Origin of the sequence: Flavobacterium pisciphilum, assembly GCF_020905345.1 — a bacterium.
Taxonomy (GTDB): Bacteria; Bacteroidota; Bacteroidia; order Flavobacteriales; family Flavobacteriaceae; genus Flavobacterium; species Flavobacterium pisciphilum.
This window is the reverse complement of sequence record NZ_JAJJMO010000001.1, coordinates 459155-478219: the sequence shown is the minus strand read 5'-3', so window position 1 is coordinate 478219 and position 19065 is coordinate 459155. Positions and strand designations below refer to the sequence as shown.

19 protein-coding genes are annotated in these 19065 nt (G+C 33.6%); 8 read left to right on the top strand and 11 right to left on the bottom strand.

Features of this window, described 5'->3' with window-relative positions; translation table 11 throughout:
- Nucleotides 1-223: 223 nt before the first annotated feature.
- On the top strand, nt 224-1666 hold the full coding sequence (locus tag LNQ49_RS02015) for a DUF1254 domain-containing protein (protein ID WP_229987114.1): 1443 nt from the start codon (nt 224-226) through the stop codon (nt 1664-1666).
- 335 nt (nt 1667-2001) lie between these two features.
- Here LNQ49_RS02015 and LNQ49_RS02010 read toward each other — a convergent pair whose 3' ends face one another.
- A complete protein-coding gene (locus LNQ49_RS02010; protein WP_229987113.1) occupies nt 2002-2232 on the bottom strand; it encodes a DUF4287 domain-containing protein in 231 nt (76 codons plus the stop codon).
- A 277-nt stretch (nt 2233-2509) separates the two neighbouring features.
- On the opposite strand from LNQ49_RS02010, the gene LNQ49_RS02005 reads away from it, so the two are divergent.
- From LNQ49_RS02005 to LNQ49_RS01995, 3 genes are all read left to right on the top strand, one after another.
- On the top strand, nt 2510-3082 hold the full coding sequence (locus tag LNQ49_RS02005; RefSeq protein ID WP_229987112.1) for a Crp/Fnr family transcriptional regulator: 573 nt from the start codon (nt 2510-2512) through the stop codon (nt 3080-3082).
- 61 nt (nt 3083-3143) lie between these two features.
- Nucleotides 3144-3929 carry an SDR family NAD(P)-dependent oxidoreductase gene (locus LNQ49_RS02000; protein ID WP_229987111.1) on the top strand — a complete coding sequence of 262 codons (786 nt, stop codon included), beginning with the start codon at nt 3144-3146 and terminating at the stop codon, nt 3927-3929.
- Nucleotides 3930-4037: 108 nt separating this feature from the next.
- On the top strand, nt 4038-6296 hold the full coding sequence (locus LNQ49_RS01995) for an acyl-CoA dehydrogenase family protein (RefSeq protein WP_229987110.1): 2259 nt from the start codon (nt 4038-4040) through the stop codon (nt 6294-6296).
- Nucleotides 6297-6557: 261 nt separating this feature from the next.
- Here LNQ49_RS01995 and LNQ49_RS01990 read toward each other — a convergent pair whose 3' ends face one another.
- The 3 genes from LNQ49_RS01990 to LNQ49_RS01980 all read right to left on the bottom strand — a co-directional run bounded on the left by LNQ49_RS01990 (nt 6558) and on the right by LNQ49_RS01980 (nt 9271).
- Nucleotides 6558-7043 carry an acyl-CoA thioesterase gene (locus tag LNQ49_RS01990; RefSeq protein ID WP_229987109.1) on the bottom strand — a complete coding sequence of 162 codons (486 nt, stop codon included), beginning with the start codon at nt 7041-7043 and terminating at the stop codon, nt 6558-6560.
- Nucleotides 7044-7095: 52 nt separating this feature from the next.
- Entirely contained in the window at nt 7096-7677 is a 582-nt protein-coding gene (locus LNQ49_RS01985; protein ID WP_229987108.1) for a TetR/AcrR family transcriptional regulator, read from the bottom strand.
- A 172-nt stretch (nt 7678-7849) separates the two neighbouring features.
- Nucleotides 7850-9271 (bottom strand): aminotransferase-like domain-containing protein, encoded by a 1422-nt coding sequence (locus LNQ49_RS01980; protein WP_229987107.1) that lies wholly within the window; start codon nt 9269-9271, stop codon nt 7850-7852.
- A gap of 106 nt (nt 9272-9377) precedes the next feature.
- Here LNQ49_RS01980 and LNQ49_RS01975 point away from each other — a divergent pair, with 106 nt between their 5' ends.
- Complete coding sequence (locus LNQ49_RS01975) at nt 9378-10292, top strand: EamA family transporter (RefSeq protein ID WP_229987106.1); 915 nt, start codon at nt 9378-9380, stop codon at nt 10290-10292.
- A gap of 14 nt (nt 10293-10306) precedes the next feature.
- On the opposite strand, the gene LNQ49_RS01970 is transcribed toward LNQ49_RS01975, so the two are convergent.
- From LNQ49_RS01970 to LNQ49_RS01940, 7 genes are all read right to left on the bottom strand, one after another.
- Nucleotides 10307-10750 (bottom strand): DoxX family membrane protein, encoded by a 444-nt coding sequence (locus LNQ49_RS01970; protein ID WP_229987105.1) that lies wholly within the window; start codon nt 10748-10750, stop codon nt 10307-10309.
- 6 nt (nt 10751-10756) lie between these two features.
- A complete protein-coding gene (locus LNQ49_RS01965; RefSeq protein ID WP_229987104.1) occupies nt 10757-12037 on the bottom strand; it encodes an acetyl-CoA C-acetyltransferase in 1281 nt (426 codons plus the stop codon).
- A 165-nt stretch (nt 12038-12202) separates the two neighbouring features.
- Entirely contained in the window at nt 12203-12940 is a 738-nt protein-coding gene (locus LNQ49_RS01960; protein WP_229987103.1) for a DsbA family oxidoreductase, read from the bottom strand.
- Between the two features lie 95 nt (nt 12941-13035).
- Nucleotides 13036-14142 carry an NADH:flavin oxidoreductase gene (locus tag LNQ49_RS01955; protein WP_229987102.1) on the bottom strand — a complete coding sequence of 369 codons (1107 nt, stop codon included), beginning with the start codon at nt 14140-14142 and terminating at the stop codon, nt 13036-13038.
- Between the two features lie 13 nt (nt 14143-14155).
- Entirely contained in the window at nt 14156-14455 is a 300-nt protein-coding gene (locus LNQ49_RS01950) for an ArsR/SmtB family transcription factor (protein ID WP_229987101.1), read from the bottom strand.
- A gap of 225 nt (nt 14456-14680) precedes the next feature.
- The gene (locus LNQ49_RS01945; RefSeq protein ID WP_229987100.1) at nt 14681-15388 is read right to left on the bottom strand and encodes an AAA family ATPase; all 708 of its coding nucleotides are present in this window, start codon (nt 15386-15388) and stop codon (nt 14681-14683) included.
- A gap of 30 nt (nt 15389-15418) precedes the next feature.
- A complete protein-coding gene (locus LNQ49_RS01940) occupies nt 15419-16150 on the bottom strand; it encodes a YggS family pyridoxal phosphate-dependent enzyme (protein ID WP_229987099.1) in 732 nt (243 codons plus the stop codon).
- Between the two features lie 274 nt (nt 16151-16424).
- Here LNQ49_RS01940 and LNQ49_RS01935 point away from each other — a divergent pair, with 274 nt between their 5' ends.
- The 3 genes from LNQ49_RS01935 to LNQ49_RS01925 are packed head-to-tail and all read left to right on the top strand — an operon-like array spanning nt 16425 to nt 18539.
- Nucleotides 16425-17021: a TetR/AcrR family transcriptional regulator gene (locus tag LNQ49_RS01935; protein WP_229987098.1), complete on the top strand. Its 597-nt coding sequence runs from the start codon at nt 16425-16427 to the stop codon at nt 17019-17021.
- 8 nt (nt 17022-17029) lie between these two features.
- Entirely contained in the window at nt 17030-17257 is a 228-nt protein-coding gene (locus LNQ49_RS01930; protein WP_229987097.1) for a hypothetical protein, read from the top strand.
- Nucleotides 17258-17273: 16 nt separating this feature from the next.
- Nucleotides 17274-18539, top strand: coding sequence for an MFS transporter (locus LNQ49_RS01925; protein WP_229987096.1), 1266 nt, complete (start codon nt 17274-17276; stop codon nt 18537-18539).
- The last annotated feature ends 526 nt before the right edge of the window (nt 18540-19065 follow it).

Genomic DNA, 19065 nt, shown 5'->3' with positions numbered 1-19065 from the left:
GTAATCGGGATTTTTTTGCTTAAATTTACTATGTCAGTTTCGTTTTTTTTAATCAAACAAATTTCATCTGTTCAGATAGGTTAAGTTATAAAATAGAATTAATTTTTAAAGTGTTCCCGCTTAATAGTAGAGAGAAATACATAATATAAAAGAGTTTATTGATTGTTCTTAAAATATTTATTAATCGCAAAGTATAGTTGCTTTGCATTTAAATTCAGAAAACATGAAGAACTTTATTCTAATAATTTTTATAATTTACTCATTCATTGGCTGTAAGAAAGAAGAAAAAAAGGCAACTAGTGAAAAAAAAGTAGCTATTGTTGAAAATGATAGTACAATTGTCAAAACAGCCGAAATGGCTTATTTGTATGGTTTGCCATTAGTATTAATGGACATTAAACGTAGACAAGCAACCAATGTCGAAGAAGCTGGTGCTATGGGAGCACCTATAAATCAGTTTGTTCATAAATCTACATTTCCCGATGCAACTCTTAAAAATGGTATACAACTTAATGCTGATACTTATTCTTCTTCAGCTTGGTTAGATTTAGGTAAAGGACCTGTTGTACTTTCCGTTCCTGATACTTATGGGAGATATTACCAGCTTTCAATGCAAGATGCTTACACCAATGTTTTTTCCTCATTAAGCAAAAGAAGAACAGGCACAGGAGCTGCCAATTTTTTAATTACAGGTCCCAAATCTAGTGAGCCAGTTCCGATAGGAATGCAAGAGATAAAATCACCTACCAATATAGTGCGTATCATTAATAGAATTCAAATGAATAGTTATGTTGATGGATTAAAAGTTTATAAGCTGCAACGTCAATACAAATTAATTCCACTGAGTAGTTGGGCTACCGATTATATTGCTCCAAAGGGTAAAATTGATTCATCAGTTCCGAAAGATTCACCAAATGATGTTGTTTCGAAAATACCTATTGGGGAATTTTTTAATTATGTAAATCAGTTAATGGCTAATAATCCACCAAGTGATAAAGATGCCGAAACAATAAAAATGTTTGCTACGATTGGTATTAAACCCGGAACTAAATTCAATTTGGGTGCTTTAAATAGTTCAGTGCAATCAACAGTAAGAACACTTCCTGACAAAATATTGAAGACACTTAATAAAGAGATTGCAATGTCTCCAAAGCTTGAAAATGGATGGACTCCAATAGATTTAAAATTAGGGGCTTTTGGAACCGATTATGAGCATAGAGCAAGGGTTTCATACGAAGGGCTTGAAGTGAGCCTCCCTCAGGATATAATCAGTTCTTCTTGTATGGCAGATGAGAGTGGCGATAAACTTAATGGGACTAATAAATATATTATTCATTTTAATCAAGACGAAGTTCCATTAGCTAATGCTTTTTGGTCATTAACAGCTTATGACTCAAAAGGAGCATTAGTTGCTAATCCTTTGAATCGTTTTACAATAGGCAATCGCGATTCATTGATTAGAAATGCAGATGGTTCGATAGATATTTATTTCCAAAGATCCTACCCAGGAAAAATCAGAGAAAGCAATTGGTTGCCAGTATCGTCTGGAGATTTTAATTTAGTATTGCGTGTATATTCTCCAAAAGAACAAATGCTAAAAGGGAAATGGACAATACCTTCGATTAAAAAGATAGTTCCAATCCCAGTAGTAGCAGCAATAGAATAATAAGTTTTGCAGTCTCAGTTTTCAGTGACAGTTTTCAGTCTCAGTTTGCAGTGACGGTTTGCAGTTGTGATGATAGTTTTCACTTTTCTTAGAACCTTAGAGCCTCAGAACCTTTGCAACTTTGTCCCTTTGCAACTTAGAACCTTAGTGCCTTAGTACCTCAGAGCCTTAAAAAAGCCTTTGTTCCTCCGTTACACTCAAGCCACTTGATGAGATTCCTCGTTCCTCGGAATGACAAGATTGGGGAGAGAACCTTTGCTGCTTTGAGCCTTTGCAACTTTGGACCTTAGTGCCTTAGCACCTCAGAGCCTCAGAACCTTTGCAACTTTGACCCGCTACTTACTATTTTCGTCTTTGATTCCTTTAAGCAGGGCATAGATTGCCATTCCGTGTCCTTGACCTAATTCAAAATCTTCTTTAAGCCAATTTGTAATATCGCCAGCTTTTGTTGTGGGTGTAAGTTTTCCGCTTGATGTGAATCCTTTTTGTTCTGCCAAGGCTCTAAACTCGGCTGGACCGTTGCCCGTTTTTTCTTTAATAGTTTTTAAATATGCTTGAAATGACATAAAATGATGGTTTTTTAGTTAATTTTTGATAAACTAAAATTAAATTTTATTTTTGAGATTAGAATTTATAATTTGAATTATTTTTCCATGGCCAACGGTTTTTGGTCCTTCTGTTATTTCAAATTCCATTCCCTCATTCAATTCTTTGTTTGGCTTTTAGCCAAAACTTTTTTCTTGCTTGATGGTATACTCTTTTTACTCAGAAAGAGTTTGTAGCTTTGTAGTGTTAGGCCTGTGTTAAAAATAATTACAGCCAGCAGTTTTAATAAAATAATTTATGTATACGAAATTACTTGAGCTTATAGCAGGAATTATTGCTATTGATGAATCGGATGTTATATTGGTCGAAAGTTTTTTTGAGCCTGTAAGTTATAGTAAAGGAAAAATATTAGAAAATGAAAATAAAGTAGCTCAGTACTTATATTTTATTAATTTGGGTTTTATTAGAGTTTTTTACAACCAGAATGGGGATCAAATTACTACACATATTAATTGCCCTTCGGGATTTATTACTTCTTTTAATAGTTTTGTTACAGGTACTCCTGCGGTAGATAATATTGAGTGTGTGACTGCATGCGAAGTATTGCGAATTACAAAAAAGAACTTTGATGTATTATGTCATAAAAGCCAAAAGTGGGCAGATTTTGCCAGAATTATTTATGAAAAATCTTTGGTTTATAATGAACAAAGAACCAATGAAATTATTGCTTTATCGGCAGAACAGCGGTATCTGAAAATATTAAAAGAGAATCCAGCGATGATTCAAAATGTACCATTACAATATATAGCGTCTTTTATAGGTATTAAACCAGAAAGTTTAAGCCGAATTAGAAAACAAATAATTTCCTAACATACATCAAGTAGATTTCTTTGACTATTACTGAATTTTGTATCAGATAATAAATAAAGAAATGAAAACAGTAAAAAATAAAACAGTACTTATTACCGGAGCATCATCTGGTATTGGCGAAGCATTTGCTTATGAATTAGCAAAGCAAGGAGCAAATCTTATAATAACAGCTCGATCAGAAGAAAAATTACAAATTATAGCCAACAAAATTACAAATGAATACAATGTAAAAGTTGCAGTATTCACCGGTGATTTTTTACAAAAAGATACTCCACAGAAGCTTTACAATCAAATTAAACAAGCTGGATTGTCGGTTGATTTATTGGTAAACAATGCAGGATTTGGTAAGTGGGTTAATTTTCTAGATGAAAGTATAGAAGGTTACGATAAAATGATTGAAATAAACATTAATGCACTTGTGAAATTATGTCATTTAGTGCTGCCTGAGATGTTGCAAAAAGGGGATTGTGGAATTATAAATGTTGCTTCTACAGGAGCTTTACAACCATGTCCTTACGTTGCAACATATTGCGCAAGTAAATCATTTGTATTAAATTTTTCTGAAGCATTGTATGGTGAATATTCTAAACGAGGAGTTACCATTGTAGCGCTTTGTCCTGGAAACACTACTACAGGTTTTCAATTGGTTGCAAAAGCGAATACTAAGGGGATGGCAGCTGATACTCCAGAAACAGTTGTTAAACAAGGAATTTCAGCATTATTAAGAGATAAAAGCTTTAAAATTGTAGGTGCTATGAATTATCTGCAATCATTTTTACCGAGATTATTACCTAGAAAAACTATGATTACTATTGTTAGCGGAATGATGAATAGCAAGGTAAATTAGATGGAATAGTTAACATAAGAGCTCTTTTTTAAATTAATTAAGACATTGTTAACGCACTTTGGTTGTTTAAATTCATTAATTTATGGAAAGTTAAAATTTAAGTTTACTATGGAAAATTCAAGACTCAAATCCTTTATACCTCTTTTTTATCTTGTTTGGTCGGATGATCTTTTAACCCAAAAGGAGTTCATTACATTACAAGAGTTTATTCGATCACAAAACTGGCTTACAAAAGAAGACCAAGACGTTTTACTTTCTAAAATTGATATTTCAGTACCGCCATCAAGAGAGCAACTCACAAATTGGAAACTTGATATTGAGAAAAGTATTCAAGATAAAGAGTCGGTTAAGTCAATATTTGATATTGTTGTGGCTCTTTCGGGAGATGATCAGAGTCTTAAAGAATTAGAGCCTGCTTTTACAAAACTTGAAAACGACCTTGGGGTTTTTGGTCAAGAGGCCATTGGTGCTTTCAAAAAAACAGCAACTTCATTTACTTCAAATTATAAAACCGAGAGTAGTTTTGATACCTATAAATTAACTGAGATTTTAGATGGAGAACAAGCTTCAATTATAAAAAGAGTAAAATCGGTTATCAGTAAACCTGAATTTGCATATGAAACTTCTACAGATATTAATGTATATCGAGCAAAAGTATACGAATGGTGTAAAATCCTTGCCAATGAAAATTTAGGTAATATGGCATATCCGAAGCAATACGGCGGAGGAGAAAATATAGCCGATTATTTTGCTATTATGGAAACGCTTAGCTATCATGATTTAAGTTTGGTGATAAAATTTGGTGTACAATTTGGACTTTGGGGAATGAGTGTACAATCATTGGGAACAGAAAAACACTATAGTAAGTATTTAAAAGATATAGGCTCATTAAAACTACCTGGTTGTTTTGCTATGACTGAAACGCATCATGGTTCGAATGTTAAAGGGCTTGAAACGACAGCAACATACAACCACGAAAACCAGACATTTACTATTCATACTCCGAATGCGAATGCACAAAAAGAATATATTGGTAACGCAGCTGTACATGGACAAATGGCAACTGTATTTGCAAAACTAATAATCAATGATGTTGACTATGGTGTGAATGCATTTATAGTGCCTTTAAGGGATGCAACTGGTCATACCATAAAAGGAGTTACTATTGGCGATTGCGGGCATAAAATGGGGTTAAATGGTGTGGATAACGGTACTATTAGCTTTGATAATGTTGTTATCTCTAAAGAAAATATGTTAGACAGATTTGCTTCTGTAAATGAGAAAGGTGAATTTGAGAGTCCAATTCCGAGTGACAACCGACGATTTTTTACCATGCTTGGAACTTTGGTAGGTGGTCGAATTGGGATTCCTCGTTCAGCATTGGCAGCAGCCAAATCAGGATTAGCAATAACAATTAGATACAGCGATCAACGCAGACAATTTGGCCCAGAAGGAGGATCGGAAGTTCCTATTTTGAATTATCGTATGCACCAACGCCGATTGATTCCGCAACTAGCAAAAACCTATGCTGTACATTTTGCTTTGCAATACCTTACGAGTCGTTTCTTAAATAAGGAAGAATCTGAAATGCAGGAAATCGAAGCACTTGCTGCTGGAATGAAATCGTATTCGACTTGGAGCACAAGAGATATTTTACAAGAATGCCGTGAAGCTTGTGGCGGTAAAGGATATTTATCTGAAAACAGAATTGACGCCTTAAAAAATGATACCGAAATATATACCACTTTTGAAGGAGATAATACGGTATTGATGCAGTTGGTAGCCAAAAATCGCTTATCTGAATTTAGAAAATCATTTGGCGAAATGGGAGCAGTGGGAATCATTAATTATGTTTATGAAAATGCCAAAACTGTAATTTCTGAGAAAAACCCAATTGCAACTCGTAAAACAGATGATGCTCATTTACTTGACAATGAGTTTCATTTGCTAGCATTTCAGCACAGAGAAAAAACAACATTGGCATCTGCTGCAAAGCGTATAAAAAAACTTATTGATAGCGGATTAGAGCCTTATGATGCGTTTAACGTGGTTCAACATCAAATGATTGATGTTGCTCAAGCCTATCTTGAACGAATTGTTTTAGAGCAATTTCAAGTTGCTATTGCGGGTGTTGAAGACCAAAATGTTAAAGATGTTTTATCAAAATTATGTCAATTGTATGCGCTAGCACAAATTGAGAAAAACAAAGGTTGGTATCTTGAAGATGGATATATGGAAGCTGTAAAAACAAAAGCGATTCGTAAAATGGTTAATCAGTTATGTTGGGATATAAGACCAGATGCAGTGGCATTGGTAAATGCATTTGATATTCCTGAAAGTTGCCTAGCAGCACCAATTTTAAAATAATACTGAATTATTTTATTTTCTCATTTTTCTCATTTAGAAGAGCGAAGAATTATATAAGCGGTGTAGATATTACAATCAAATTTGATATGTGATTCTTCTTTATCCAGAATAACAAGTTTAAGGTTTTCGCACGCAGATTTAGCAGATTTAGGAATTAGAAGAAGTTACGCAAGTAATAATATTTTAAAAACAAGAAACCACTAAGAGAGTAGGAAGAGTTAAGTCTTTACCTTACTCTCTTAGTGGTTTAAATAGAGCAGTTTATGCTGTTTCTTTTAATCTTTTTATGATTTCCATATAGCGATTTTCAAAAATAGTTTGCTCAACAGGAACTAGTACAGCTTGAAATAATTGCATTAAATCATCAGAATGATTGGCTACTTTTTTTGTCTGAAAACTATAGTGGATAAACTTAATCCATAGTACAGCTTTTAATTCCGTTTCGTCTTCGTTCCACATTTTCATCTCAACTAGCAGTACATTATCTGTGTATTGAATTAATTGGGATTCGATTAGAACCGTTTCCATTGTAAATGCTGGTCTCATGTAGCTTATTTGGTTTGATGCAACAACCCAACTTAGTGCTGATGTTTTCATGAGTTTAAATATGTCTAGGTCATAATGCTCTGCAATTTGATCTTCACGAGTATTAATAAAGTACTCTAAATATTTAGCATTGTTTAAATGATTGAATGGGTCACAATCTTGAAATCTGATTTTTGTTTTTGTCTTTAATACTTTTTCCATTTGTTGTTAAATTACACCACATACCAATTGGTATATAGAGAGTTAAATTTTTTTACTTCTTTATAGTTTTTATTATCATTTCATCAACACAATCCATTGCATTGCTCATGTAGGTTTCATCATTATGGGTGAAAGCCAAGAGTGAACTGCCTTCGATTAGCGACAAAATTATTTGGGCATATTTATTTATATCTATATCTGGTTTGATTTCACCAGAGTCAATTCCTTCTTTTAAGATGTCGATTAATCCAGTAATAAACTTTTGCGATAGTTTTTCGGCTGATTTAAATAATAACGGATTGACAAATTTGGTGTCAACACCAACTCTTAGCATCGGGCAGCCGCCTCTGTCTTTTACCAAATCATAATAAGTACGATGGTAATTAGTTATTGCGCGTAGTTTGTTTATACTGCCTTCTGTAGCAGCAATTAATTTAAAGAGCGGTATTATAGCTACACTCACATTGAGTTGAAAAGACTTTAATGCTAGATCTTCTTTATTAGAAAAATTGCAATAAATAGCCCCTTTGGTAAGGCCTGTTGCATTTGTAATATCTGATAAACTCGTACCGATATAACCTTGTTTGTTAAAAATAGGGGCAACTTTATCTAAAATAAACTCAGAAGTATTCATAGCTCTTTTCGATTTTTGAATAAGTTAGATAACAAATATAATAAACAAATACCAATCGGTATGTGAAAAAATAAATTTTATTTTGACTAAAGTTTTGGGGTTGTATGTTTTATAAAACCACAGAGTAACTAAAATAAATAAAAGTTTTATATACTTCAGTTGGGTTCACGAGTTACATTTTACCTACTAGCATGCCCAATGTTTGTATAGATTGGCGTAGTTCGTTGCTCCAAGGCAATCCATAACTTAAGCGCATACAATTACAAAATTGGTCTTGAAATGTAAAAATTCGCCCTGGTGCAATACTAATATTATGCTTCATCGCTAGCTGATAAAATACAGCTGTGTCGATTTTTTTATCCAATTCCAACCAAAGAAAAAAACCTCCTTGTGGCTGACTAACTTTTGTTCCAGCAGGAAAAGATTCTAGAATGGTATTGATGTAATTAATACTGTTGTGATGTAGCGTTTGACGTATTTTTCTAAGATGATTTTCGTATCTGCCATTTTTAAGAAAATCTGCAACTACTTCGTGGGTAATAGTAGGACAGGAGATAGTGTGGTACAGTTTGGTACGTAATATTTCTTTTTTAAATTTCCCCGGCATAACCCAGCCCACACGATATCCCGGAGCTAGTGATTTGGAAACGGAGTTGCAACAAAGTACAATGCCACTCTCATCATACGTTTTACAATTAGTGGGTCTGCTTGAACCAAAGTATAAATCGCCATAAATATCATCTTCAATAAGAGGAACGTTATAATGTTCTATTAATCGAACAACTTCTTTTTTGTGCTCAACAGGCATCATGCTTCCCGATGGATTGCTAAAATTACTCATTACGAGGCAAAGCGCTATTTTTTTACTAGAAAGTGCTTTTTTTAGCGCATCTAGTTCAATACCAGTTGTCATATTGGTAGGTAATTCCATTATGTACAATCCCAATGATTTTGCCAATTGTAATATTCCAAAATAAATTGGGCTTTCGGTAATAATGGTATCTCCCGGTTTTGTTAGTGTCATTAAGCAATGTGATATTGCCCCAATGCAACCCGGAGTGGTAATTACATCATCTTCGGTTATTGTACCTCCCCAAGTAAAGGACCATCTTGCCACTTCTTTCCTTAGATTGAGATTTCCTTGTACTTCATCATAACCAGTTGCGCTATTTGGAAATTGACGCATGGCTTGCACCATCCCTTTATTTAATTTAGCAATAGGCAAGAGGTCGTTTGAAGGACAACCTAACGAAAGTACTGTAACATTTTTGTCCATCATACTGCCGTAAACTTGATCTATTAAATCTTCTCGTTCAATATTAGCACAACTTATTATTGGGCTACTGGGTGTAGGCTCAGGTATTGTTCTTGAAGAAATATTACTCACATAATAACCAGATTGAGGTCTGGATTCTATAAGCGAACGGCTTTCCATTTCATAGTATGCCTTACTTACAGTGCTCATACTATAGCCGGTTTCGGCACATATTTCTCTTATGGACGGAAGTTTATCACCCACATTAAAGAGCCCAGATCTAATTTGTTTCTCTATTCGATCAGCAAATTGTAAATATAGATAGTTGGTGTTTTTCATTTTTAAAATGATTAACTGTTGCGCTGCAATTTAATAAAACTGTATCTGTATTGCTATTTTATTTTTGAGAAATTTGCAGTATTACAAAATGTAAATAAAAAATCCAATGAAGAATTCGAAATATTACCTAGCAGCTATTACTGCATATACAATTTGGGGATTCTTTAGTTTGGTATTAAAACCAATACATTCTTATGCGTCTTTGGATATTTTGTTCTATCGCGTTTTTAGTTGTAGCATATTATTACTATTAATCTCTTTTGTTTTTAAACGAAAAAAACTAAAAGAAGCTGTTGCAACTTTTAAAGCATTACCACTTGATAAAAAACGAAAAACAATTTTGTTAAATATAGGAGGGAGCATCTTTTTAACGGCTAACTGGTTTACATTCATATATGTGATGAATCATGTGAGCGTTAAAGCAACGTCACTTGCTTATTTAGTTTGTCCTATCCTAACGACCTTATTGGCTTATTTTATTTTGCATGAAAAACTATCAAAAACGCAATGGGTATCAGTAGGATTGAGCATTACAGGATGTTTGCTTTTGTCGTATGCTAATATCATGGATATGTTTTTTAGCATTATAATTGGATTAACTTATGCAAGCTATTTGGTTAGTCAGAGAGTTAATGTTGGTTTTGATAAATTTATAGTGCTTACTTTTCACATCACTTTATCTGCATTGTTTTTATTGCCGTTTTTCCCTGCATACAGCGGACCTGTTCCGACTGAATTCAAATTTTATTTGTGTATTGAAATAATTGCTCTTGGTTTTACTATTTTCCCATTATTACTGAATTTGTTTGCCCTTACAGGTCTTAACTCATCTACAGTAGGAATGTTATTGAATATTAATCCTATGATCGCTTTTGGGTTGGCAACTTTTGTCTTTCATGAACAAATAGGGGCGTTACAAATCTTATCATACGGAATCATTTTTATTTCGGTATTGGTTTTTAATTCACACCATCTTTTTAAAAATAAACAAAAGGAGATTCCGTTGACAAAATGCAGTTGATTGTCTTAAATTGATTATTTTTTAGAAGCAATCAATTTATCAATGCTCCAATTGTAAAATGGAATTGAAGCCAATAGTAAAGAAGCAGCACTTGCAGTAAATACAGAGTAATTAAATGGTGCTCTGTATCCTGCAAAAATCAGCATGCTTAAAGCAAATGATAATGTTAACAGAAAGCTTCCATAAGCTGTAGTTTTGATCTTAAAACCAATAATTAATAAGATTCCAAACACGATTTCTGCTAGTGTTGCGATAATCGCCATAACATTAGTTACATCATGATTTAGGTAAGGCATTAAGGAGTTTGTATAATCGACAAAATTAGCCCAATTTCCCCAACCTACATTTGGTTCTCCTGCTGCTCCAAGCATTCCTAATCGATCCATCACGGGTAAAATAAAGCCAATTCCTAGTGCTAATCTTAGAAAGATTTGAGCAAATTGTTGTGTGTTTTTCATTTGTATTTATTTTTCTATTATCATAGTTATTCCTTGCCCACCAGCAGCACAAATTGATATAAAGCCTCTACCAGAGCCTTTTTCGTTGAGTAGTTTTGTCATGACTCCAATTATTCTTCCACCTGTGGCTGCAAAAGGATGTGCTGCAGCAAGACTGCTTCCTTTTACATTGAGTTTGTTTCTGTCTATTGCTCCAAGACTTTTCTTTAGTCCTAATTCTTTACTGAGTTCTGGACTTTCCCAAATTTTTAATGTTGCCAGAACTTGAGCAGCAAAGGCTTCGTGTATTTCGTAATAATCAAAATCTTGTAATGTCAATCCAGCTCTATCGAGCATTCTACTTGCTGCAAATAGAGGGGCTAATAAAAGATTTTGTTGATTTTTTACATATTCGATGGCAGCAACTTCAGCAAAAGTGATGTAGGCAAGAATAGGAAGTCCTTGTTCTTTTGCCCATTCTTCACTAGCCAAAAGAATGCACGACGCTCCATCTGTAAGAGGAGTAGAGTTACCAGCTGTAAGTGTACCATTGGTTTTATCAAATGCAGGAGGTAGCTTTGCTAGTTTTTCAAGAGTACTGTCTTTTCTTAGGTTATTGTCTTTGTCAAGTCCTTGAAATGGTGTAATCATATCATTAAAGAATCCTTCATCGTAGGCTTTTGCCATATTTAAATGGCTTTGTAAGGCTAGGGCATCTTGATCTTCTCGGGCTATTTTATAATATTTGGCTGTAATCTCTGTATGACCACCCATAGAGAGTCCTGTTTGTGGTTCTTCATTTTGAGGAACTAGAGGAGTGAAATCTTTAGGACGTAGCTTGAAAAACTGTTTTATTTTTCCACCCAAAGTTTTTTCTTTCCTAGCATTGAGAAGCACCTTCCTTAAATTTTCGCTTACTGCAATTGGGATATCGCTTATAGAATCTACACCACCAGCTATTCCAGATTCTATTTGTCCCAAAGCTATTTTATTAGCAATATATATGGCACTTTCTATTCCTGTATCGCAGGCTTGTTGTAAATCACAAGCTGGGGTAGCAGGATCAAGAGCAGTTTTCATGACACACTCTCTAATAAGATTACTGTCGTATGTGTGTTTTATTACTGCTCCTCCAGCAACTTCACCAAGTAGTTTTCCTTGTAGTCTGTATTTTTCAATAAGTCCATTTAGAGCTGCAATCATCATATCTTGATTTCCTACTTTGGCGTAAGCAGTATTTGCTCTTGCAAAAGGAATTCTATTGTATCCTACGATTGCTACTTTTCTTATTTTGTCATTATTATTCATAGTCTAGGATTTTATTTAAATGAAAGTCTTACTATTAAAGTTTTACTTTAGAATAATAAATTTAATAATTTAGATTCAAATGTATTGAGTTATGTATAAATAATAAATCTCCAGCTTTATATTTAAAACTGAAGATTTATTTATGTCAAAATTATTTGATATTAATTAGTTGCAATTCCCGTCTGGAGTACAAGACTGCCCATTGATTATATCAAGATTTGTAGCTGGATTATCTTTTCTCCACTCTCCAAATGATTTTTCCAATGTTTGTAAAAAAGTATCTGGTGATTGTGCCCCATTTATAGCATACTTGCGATTGAAAATGAAAAATGGAACTCCATTTATACCAAGTTGTTGTGCTTCTTGAACATCATTTTTTACTTTTTCTGCATATTGGTCATCAGTTAAAGCTTCTTTTACATCTTCGGCTGATAAACCAATGTCTTTTCCAAGTTCTTCTAAAACTTGTGGATCTCCAAAGTTTTTACTTTCGGTGAAATAAGCATAAAACAAACGTTCTTCTGCTTGGTCACCAAGGCCTTTTGTTTTGGCTAGTTGTATCATTCGATGTGCATTGAATGAATTGGCTACAACTGCATTATCAAAGTTGTACTCTAATCCTGCATTTTTTGCAGTTTCAACTACGTTTTGATGCATTTTTACTGAACTTTCGTAGCTCATTCCTTTTCTGTTGGCTAGATATTCGTAAACATTTTCTTTTTTGTCAAAATGTTCAGGAATATTTGGGTCTAGTTGGAAGCTTTTCCAAACAATTTCAATGTCTTTATTATCGGCGAATTTGGTAAGTGCTGTTTCGTAATTTCGTTTTCCAATGTAGCAAAACGGACACATGATATCGCTCCAAACTTCTACTTTCATTTTAGGTGTTTCTATTATTTCCATAATGTTTTATTTTTGTTTTTTAATTAGAAAGCTGGTTACTTAAATGGGTCAAAGTAATCAGCTTTCTTTTGAAACTTATACTTGTTTCATATAATTTATTCAATAACTAATTGTGCTAAAGCTTCTTTTGTAAAGCCTTTTAGTTCTTCTGTCTTTCCATGTTTTATTTTAGCAACCCAATTTGGATCAGCTAGTATTGGTCTTCCAACTGCTACAAGATCAAAATCACCTCTATCCATACGTCTTGTTAATTCGTCTAAAGATGTTGGTTGTGAACTTTCGCCAGCAAATGCACCAAAGAAATCACTTGAAAGTCCTACTGAACCTACTGTAATTGTTGGTTTACCTGTAATTTTTTTAGCCCATCCAGCAAAGTTTAAGTCGCTGCCTTCAAATTCTGGTTCCCAGAAACGACGTTGTGAACAATGTAAGATGTCTACTCCAGCATCTACTAGTGGAGCAAGCCAAGCTTCCATTTCTAGTGCATTTTTGGCTAACTTATAGGTATAATCTGCTGGTTTAAACTGTGAAAGTCTGATGATTATTGCAAAATCTTCTCCCACTTGTTTTCTTACTTCTTTAATTACTTCTACAGCAAAACGGGTACGTTCTGCAAGTGTTTTACCACCGTAAGCATCAGTTCTGTGATTTGTAGCATCCCAGAAAAATTGGTCTATAAGATAATCATGTGCTCCATGTATTTCAACACAGTCAAAACCTAATCTTTTGGCATCTGCAGCAGCTTGTCCAAAAGCTAGGATTGTATCTTCGATATCTTTGGTTGTCATACTTATACCATTACTAAAACCTGGTCGATTTAACCCTGATGGTCCTTCAAAAGGTACTGGTGGAACCCATCCAGAGTGGTGATTGTCCATGATACCCATATGCCAAATTTGTGGTCCCATTTTTCCTCCAGCTGTATGAACCCCATCGATTACTTTTTTCCATCCTGCTAGTGCTTCATCCCCGTAAAAGTGAGGTATATTAGCATCATTTGATGATGAAGGTCTGTTTATAACAGTTCCTTCTGATAAAATCAAACCGACTTCGCCTTCAGCTCTTTTTTGGTAATAATTTGCTACATCATCTGTAGGAACTCCATTAGGGGAAAATGAACGCGTCATAGGCGCCATTACAATTCTATTTTTAAGATCTAACGTCTTTAATTTAAAAGGCGTGAATAAACTATCTGTGCTCATATTAATGCTTTTTTTATAAATTGAATTCAATTATTTTACTTAGTTCTGCAAATCTTTTTTCATTGCGTTTGTAATAGGTCCATTGTCCAACACGAGTTGATTCTATGAATCCTGCACGTTGAAGAATAGATAAATATTCTGAAACAGTCGATTGGGTAAGTCCTGATTTGGCTTGTATTTCTCCCACACATACACCGTGTTCAAAGCCACAAGATTGTTGCCTCGGAAAATTAATTTCGGGTTCTTTTAGCCATTCCAACATTTGTAGACGGGACTTGTTTGATAATGCTTTAAATATTTCGATGTGTTCCATAATGCAAATATATCGACTTTTCCCGATATGCCAATATTGGAATGCATTTTTAGCAAAAATTTAAGATAGGTAAGGAGTTGTTAACTTATTATTAGTTAGGGGGATAATAGAGGTGTTTGTAGAGTCTACCTAACAGATTTTGTATAAACTGTTAGGGTATAAATATATAATTATTGACTAATGGAGGGAAGTCTGAAAGGAGTTTAAATGAAATTGACTAAGAATTTACTTTTGAAGTTCCAGTTCTTCGATGATTTGTTTTTTCATTGTTGTATGAATGTAATCTTTGGTTTCGGCATATGAAATTTTATACCTGCGTGGAATATCTTGCAGATGTATTGGGAATGTTGCTAATAATTTATCGTAGTATGTATCTAATTCTTTATCATCAGGCATTTCAAATTTTAATCGTATTTGAAACCTTCTCAATAGTGCGGTATCTATAATATTATAGTGGTTTGTTGCGCATATCAGCAGGCTGTCTTCTGGAAAATAATCTATTAATTGTATGATTGTGTTTACGAGTCTGCGCATTTCGCCTACGTCTTTATCATCGCTTTCACGACTTTTTCCAATTTGATCAAACTCATCTAAGAACAAAACTGCCCTTTCTCTAATCGCTTTATCAAATATTGCCTTTACATTTCTGGAAGTTTCTCCGATTCTAGCATTGATTAATGTGCTAAGATTTATTATCACAATATTTTTATTCAATGCAGTTGCTATGGCTTTGGCTGTGGTTGTTTTTCCACAACCCGAATGTCCGTATAATAATATCTTATTATCTACTTTAAGATTGTATTTTTTTAATTCGTCAAGATATTGATGTTCTTTTATGGTTTGCGACAATGCAGCTTTATTTTCTTCACTGAAAAACAAATCATTCAAGGCTATTTTTTCGGTATCGTTTACGGTAAGTTCGTATAGATTCATCTCATTTCTTATTTGATGCAAAATTATGGTTTATTCTGCAATATTCTCATTCCATATGTCTTTTCCTAAAAATCGGTTTCCGAAGATGGATGTGCCTATTCTCACCATGTTAGAACCCTCGGCTATGGCTAGTTCTAGATCTTGTGACATTCCCATAGAAAGCAGTAGTTTTTTCTGATTTTCTATTCCCTCAGCATAAATTTCATCTCTTATCTCTCGAAGTAATCTTAGGGAAGGTTGCATTTTTTCTTTTTGTACATCTAATAATCCAATTGTCATTAAGCCTTTTACATTTAGTGTATCGTACTTTTTTATTTCTTTAATAAATGCAATGACCTCTTTTGGTGCAAGTCCAAATTTGCTTTCTTCGTATGATGTGTTTACTTGTACAAAGACATCCAGATTTCTTCCTTGTTTTTGTAGTTGTTTGTGAAGTTCTTCAGCTAAACTTATTCTGTCTAGGGATTGAATGCATGTAACATATTTTAAAACATCCTTTATTTTGTTGGATTGTAAGTGCCCAATAAAATGGCGCTCGATATTTAATGTTCTTAATTCGGAATCTTTATCTCTTAGTTCTTGCATTTTATTCTCACCAATCAAAGTTTCGCCAGCTTCAATAGCGATGCGTATTTTTTCTGCAGGAACAGTTTTGGTTGCCAATAATAATTGCACATCCGATATGTCTCTGCCTGATAATTTACAAGCATTTTCGATGCGTTGATGAACATCTTTCAAATTTAAAATAATCGTCTCCTTCATAGGAGCAAAGGTAGGAAGTTATGTATTTCTGAAAATAATCCAGTTTTGAGTATTGTTAATAGTCCAGTTTTTTTTATTTTTAATCTGTTGGTTTTCAGTTGTGTTTTGTGAATGTTAGCGCTTGAAATCACTGGGTATGTTTGTTTATTAAGGGTTTGTTTTGTGTTTTAAACTAAATTATAGAAATGCCTTTTTTTTGATTTAATGAAAAAAAACATTAATAAAAGAATGTTCATTCATTTAATGTTTTTATATTTGCTAAAAAATTTCAATTATGAGAGTAAGAGATATAGATAAAGAGAAGCTGGTTGTGGTTAAGGCAATTGAATTAATTGTTGAGTATGGTTTTCAAGGATTTAGCATGAATAAGCTAGCCAAAGCCTGTAATATTTCAGTAGCGACTCTCTATATTTATTACAAAGACAAAGATGATTTGATTAAGAAAATTGGAGCAGAGATAGCCTTAGAATTCTTTGCTTCTACAATAGATAATTTTTCTCCAGATATGGCTTTTGAAGAAGGATTATGGATACAATGGCAAAATCGTGCGGCATTTACGTTTAAGCACCCTAAAAAAGTTGCTTTTTTTGAAGTAATTAAGCAGTCCCCACACGCTGATGATATATTGAATTCTACAACCAAATTCTCTGATTTTAGGATAATCATGAAACAATTTATTACGAATGCATTACAAAATAAAGAACTGATTGAAATGCAATTTGAAGTTTTTTGGAGCATTGCCTACGGTCCTTTGTATACCTTACTAAATTTTCATAATGAAGGAAAAAGCTTGGGAGGGAAGCCTTTCAAACTTACTCAAGAAATGATGAAAGAAGCTTTTCAGGCCTCAATAAGAGCATTAAAACCATAAACACTACTATGGAAACTGATTTAGACAAAATTTTTATTTTCAAAACCAATATACAGCAATTATGTGCTAATTGTACTGTAAGCAAAACACTGAGTAATCATGCAGATATTCTGCAATGGAGTATTGATACCGAGGATATAGATTGCGTGTTACGCGTTGTTTCGGAATATCTTACTGTCGATATGATTATCAATATTATAAACAATCTTGGCCATGAGTGTCAAGAATTAAATTAAAAATACAACAAAGCAAATGGAAAAAACAAAAATAGAAACTCCTCCCTTTTCTCCTTATCAAAAATATATTATCGTTTTATTGGCGCTTTTACAATTTACAGTAATTCTCGATTTTATGGTTATTTCTCCACTTGGGGATATATTAATGAAAAAACTCGATATGACTACAGCCAATTTTGGATTGACTGTTTCGGCTTATGCATTTAGTGCAGGTATATCGGGACTACTTGCAGCAGGTTTTGCTGATAAATTTGACCGAAAAAAATTATTGATTTTCTTTTACACTGGATTTATTATTGGAACAGTTTTTTGTGCTCTAGCAACCAATTATACTTTATTGCTTGCTGCTAGAATTGTAACTGGTCTTTTTGGTGGTGTTATTGGTTCTGTATCATTAGCGATTGTAACCGATTTATTTGTGATTCATCAGCGTGGTCGTGTGATGGGTTTTATCCAAATGGCATTTGCATCTAGCCAAATTTTAGGAATTCCGCTGGGACTTTTTTTTGCAAATCACTGGGGTTGGCATTCGTCATTTTTAATGATTGCAGGTTTAGGAATTCTTATACTTGTTACAATTGTAATCATAATGAAACCCGTAGTAAAACACCTTGAATTACAGTCGGATAAAAGCCCATTTCTGCATTTATGGCATACTTTAAGTAATAAGGATTATCAAGTTGGTTTTCTGGCTATTGCGTTTTTGTCAATAGGTGGATTTATGTTGCAGCCTTTTGGTAGTGCTTTCCTAGTAAATAACATCAAAATAAGTCAATTAGACTTACCAATGGTTTTCTTTTACACTGGACTTTCAGTACTTTTTATAATGCCTATAGTAGGTAAATTAAGTGATAAGATTAGTAAGTTTTGGTTATTTACAGGTGGGTCTGTACTCTCAATTATCATAATATTAATTTATACTAATCTTGATGCTGTTCCTTTATGGCAAATCGTTGGGCTTACTATGATTATGTTTATGGGTATCATGAGCCGTATGGTTCCAGCAACAACTCTTAATACTGGTATTCCTGAAATGCAAGATCGTGGTGCTTATATGTCGATTACTTCTTCTATGCAACAAATTGCTGGTGGTATTGCAGCTGTTTGCGCCGGATTGATTGTACACCAAGAAACCAAGACTTCTCCATTAGAAAACTATGATATTCTAGGTTATGTTATTTCGGTTATATCTCTTTGTACTATATTCTTTGTTTGGAGGGTGAATAAATTGGTTAAATCTAAAGAGAAAGCTGCGGCTGTGGCTGTGAAAAGTGAAGTGTAGGGGGGGGAGATGTGAAATGTTAGAAGTGAGATATGAAACAGGAAACTGCAACTGAGAGCTGTGACTGAGTACTGTGACTGAAACTGAGAACTGTTTTTTAGCACGCAGATTTAGCAGATTTTGGGGATTTTTCATTGTGAGTAAATACTCTATTTGTTTTGATGTTTTTTACTGATGTGTTTAATTTTTATTTAAAACTTCAGAGACTGAGAACTGTTTTTTAGCACGCAGATTTAGCAGATTTAGAGGATTTTTCATTTCGAGTGAATACTCTATTTGTTTTGATGTTTTTACTGATGTGTTTAATTTTTATTTAAAACCTCAAAGATTGGGCACTGTAACTGACAACTGTGACTGAACACTGAGAACTGAACACTGAGACTGTATAGTTTTAAAAGAAAAAAGCCACTTGTGAAATTTACAAGTGGCTTTTTTTGTGGTGGTTAAGTTTCTATTGGGGGCAAAATTTTATAATATAAATTGTAAAGTCTAAAAAGATGGTTTTACCTTACATCTATATTTCTTT

Bases quoted from the DNA above. Each gene is read 5' to 3' on its own strand.
- LNQ49_RS02015 (WP_229987114.1), top strand. From the start codon at position 224: ATGAAGAACTTTATTCTAATAATTTTTATAATTTACTCATTCATTGGC.
- LNQ49_RS02010 (WP_229987113.1), bottom strand. From the start codon at position 2,232: ATGTCATTTCAAGCATATTTAAAAACTATTAAAGAAAAAACGGGCAAC.
- LNQ49_RS02005 (WP_229987112.1), top strand. From the start codon at position 2,510: ATGTATACGAAATTACTTGAGCTTATAGCAGGAATTATTGCTATTGAT.
- LNQ49_RS02000 (WP_229987111.1), top strand. From the start codon at position 3,144: ATGAAAACAGTAAAAAATAAAACAGTACTTATTACCGGAGCATCATCT.
- LNQ49_RS01995 (WP_229987110.1), top strand. From the start codon at position 4,038: ATGGAAAATTCAAGACTCAAATCCTTTATACCTCTTTTTTATCTTGTT.
- LNQ49_RS01990 (WP_229987109.1), bottom strand. From the start codon at position 7,043: ATGGAAAAAGTATTAAAGACAAAAACAAAAATCAGATTTCAAGATTGT.
- LNQ49_RS01985 (WP_229987108.1), bottom strand. From the start codon at position 7,677: ATGAATACTTCTGAGTTTATTTTAGATAAAGTTGCCCCTATTTTTAAC.
- LNQ49_RS01980 (WP_229987107.1), bottom strand. From the start codon at position 9,271: ATGAAAAACACCAACTATCTATATTTACAATTTGCTGATCGAATAGAG.
- LNQ49_RS01975 (WP_229987106.1), top strand. From the start codon at position 9,378: ATGAAGAATTCGAAATATTACCTAGCAGCTATTACTGCATATACAATT.
- LNQ49_RS01970 (WP_229987105.1), bottom strand. From the start codon at position 10,750: ATGAAAAACACACAACAATTTGCTCAAATCTTTCTAAGATTAGCACTA.
- LNQ49_RS01965 (WP_229987104.1), bottom strand. From the start codon at position 12,037: ATGAATAATAATGACAAAATAAGAAAAGTAGCAATCGTAGGATACAAT.
- LNQ49_RS01960 (WP_229987103.1), bottom strand. From the start codon at position 12,940: ATGGAAATAATAGAAACACCTAAAATGAAAGTAGAAGTTTGGAGCGAT.
- LNQ49_RS01955 (WP_229987102.1), bottom strand. From the start codon at position 14,142: ATGAGCACAGATAGTTTATTCACGCCTTTTAAATTAAAGACGTTAGAT.
- LNQ49_RS01950 (WP_229987101.1), bottom strand. From the start codon at position 14,455: ATGGAACACATCGAAATATTTAAAGCATTATCAAACAAGTCCCGTCTA.
- LNQ49_RS01945 (WP_229987100.1), bottom strand. From the start codon at position 15,388: ATGAATCTATACGAACTTACCGTAAACGATACCGAAAAAATAGCCTTG.
- LNQ49_RS01940 (WP_229987099.1), bottom strand. From the start codon at position 16,150: ATGAAGGAGACGATTATTTTAAATTTGAAAGATGTTCATCAACGCATC.
- LNQ49_RS01935 (WP_229987098.1), top strand. From the start codon at position 16,425: ATGAGAGTAAGAGATATAGATAAAGAGAAGCTGGTTGTGGTTAAGGCA.
- LNQ49_RS01930 (WP_229987097.1), top strand. From the start codon at position 17,030: ATGGAAACTGATTTAGACAAAATTTTTATTTTCAAAACCAATATACAG.
- LNQ49_RS01925 (WP_229987096.1), top strand. From the start codon at position 17,274: ATGGAAAAAACAAAAATAGAAACTCCTCCCTTTTCTCCTTATCAAAAA.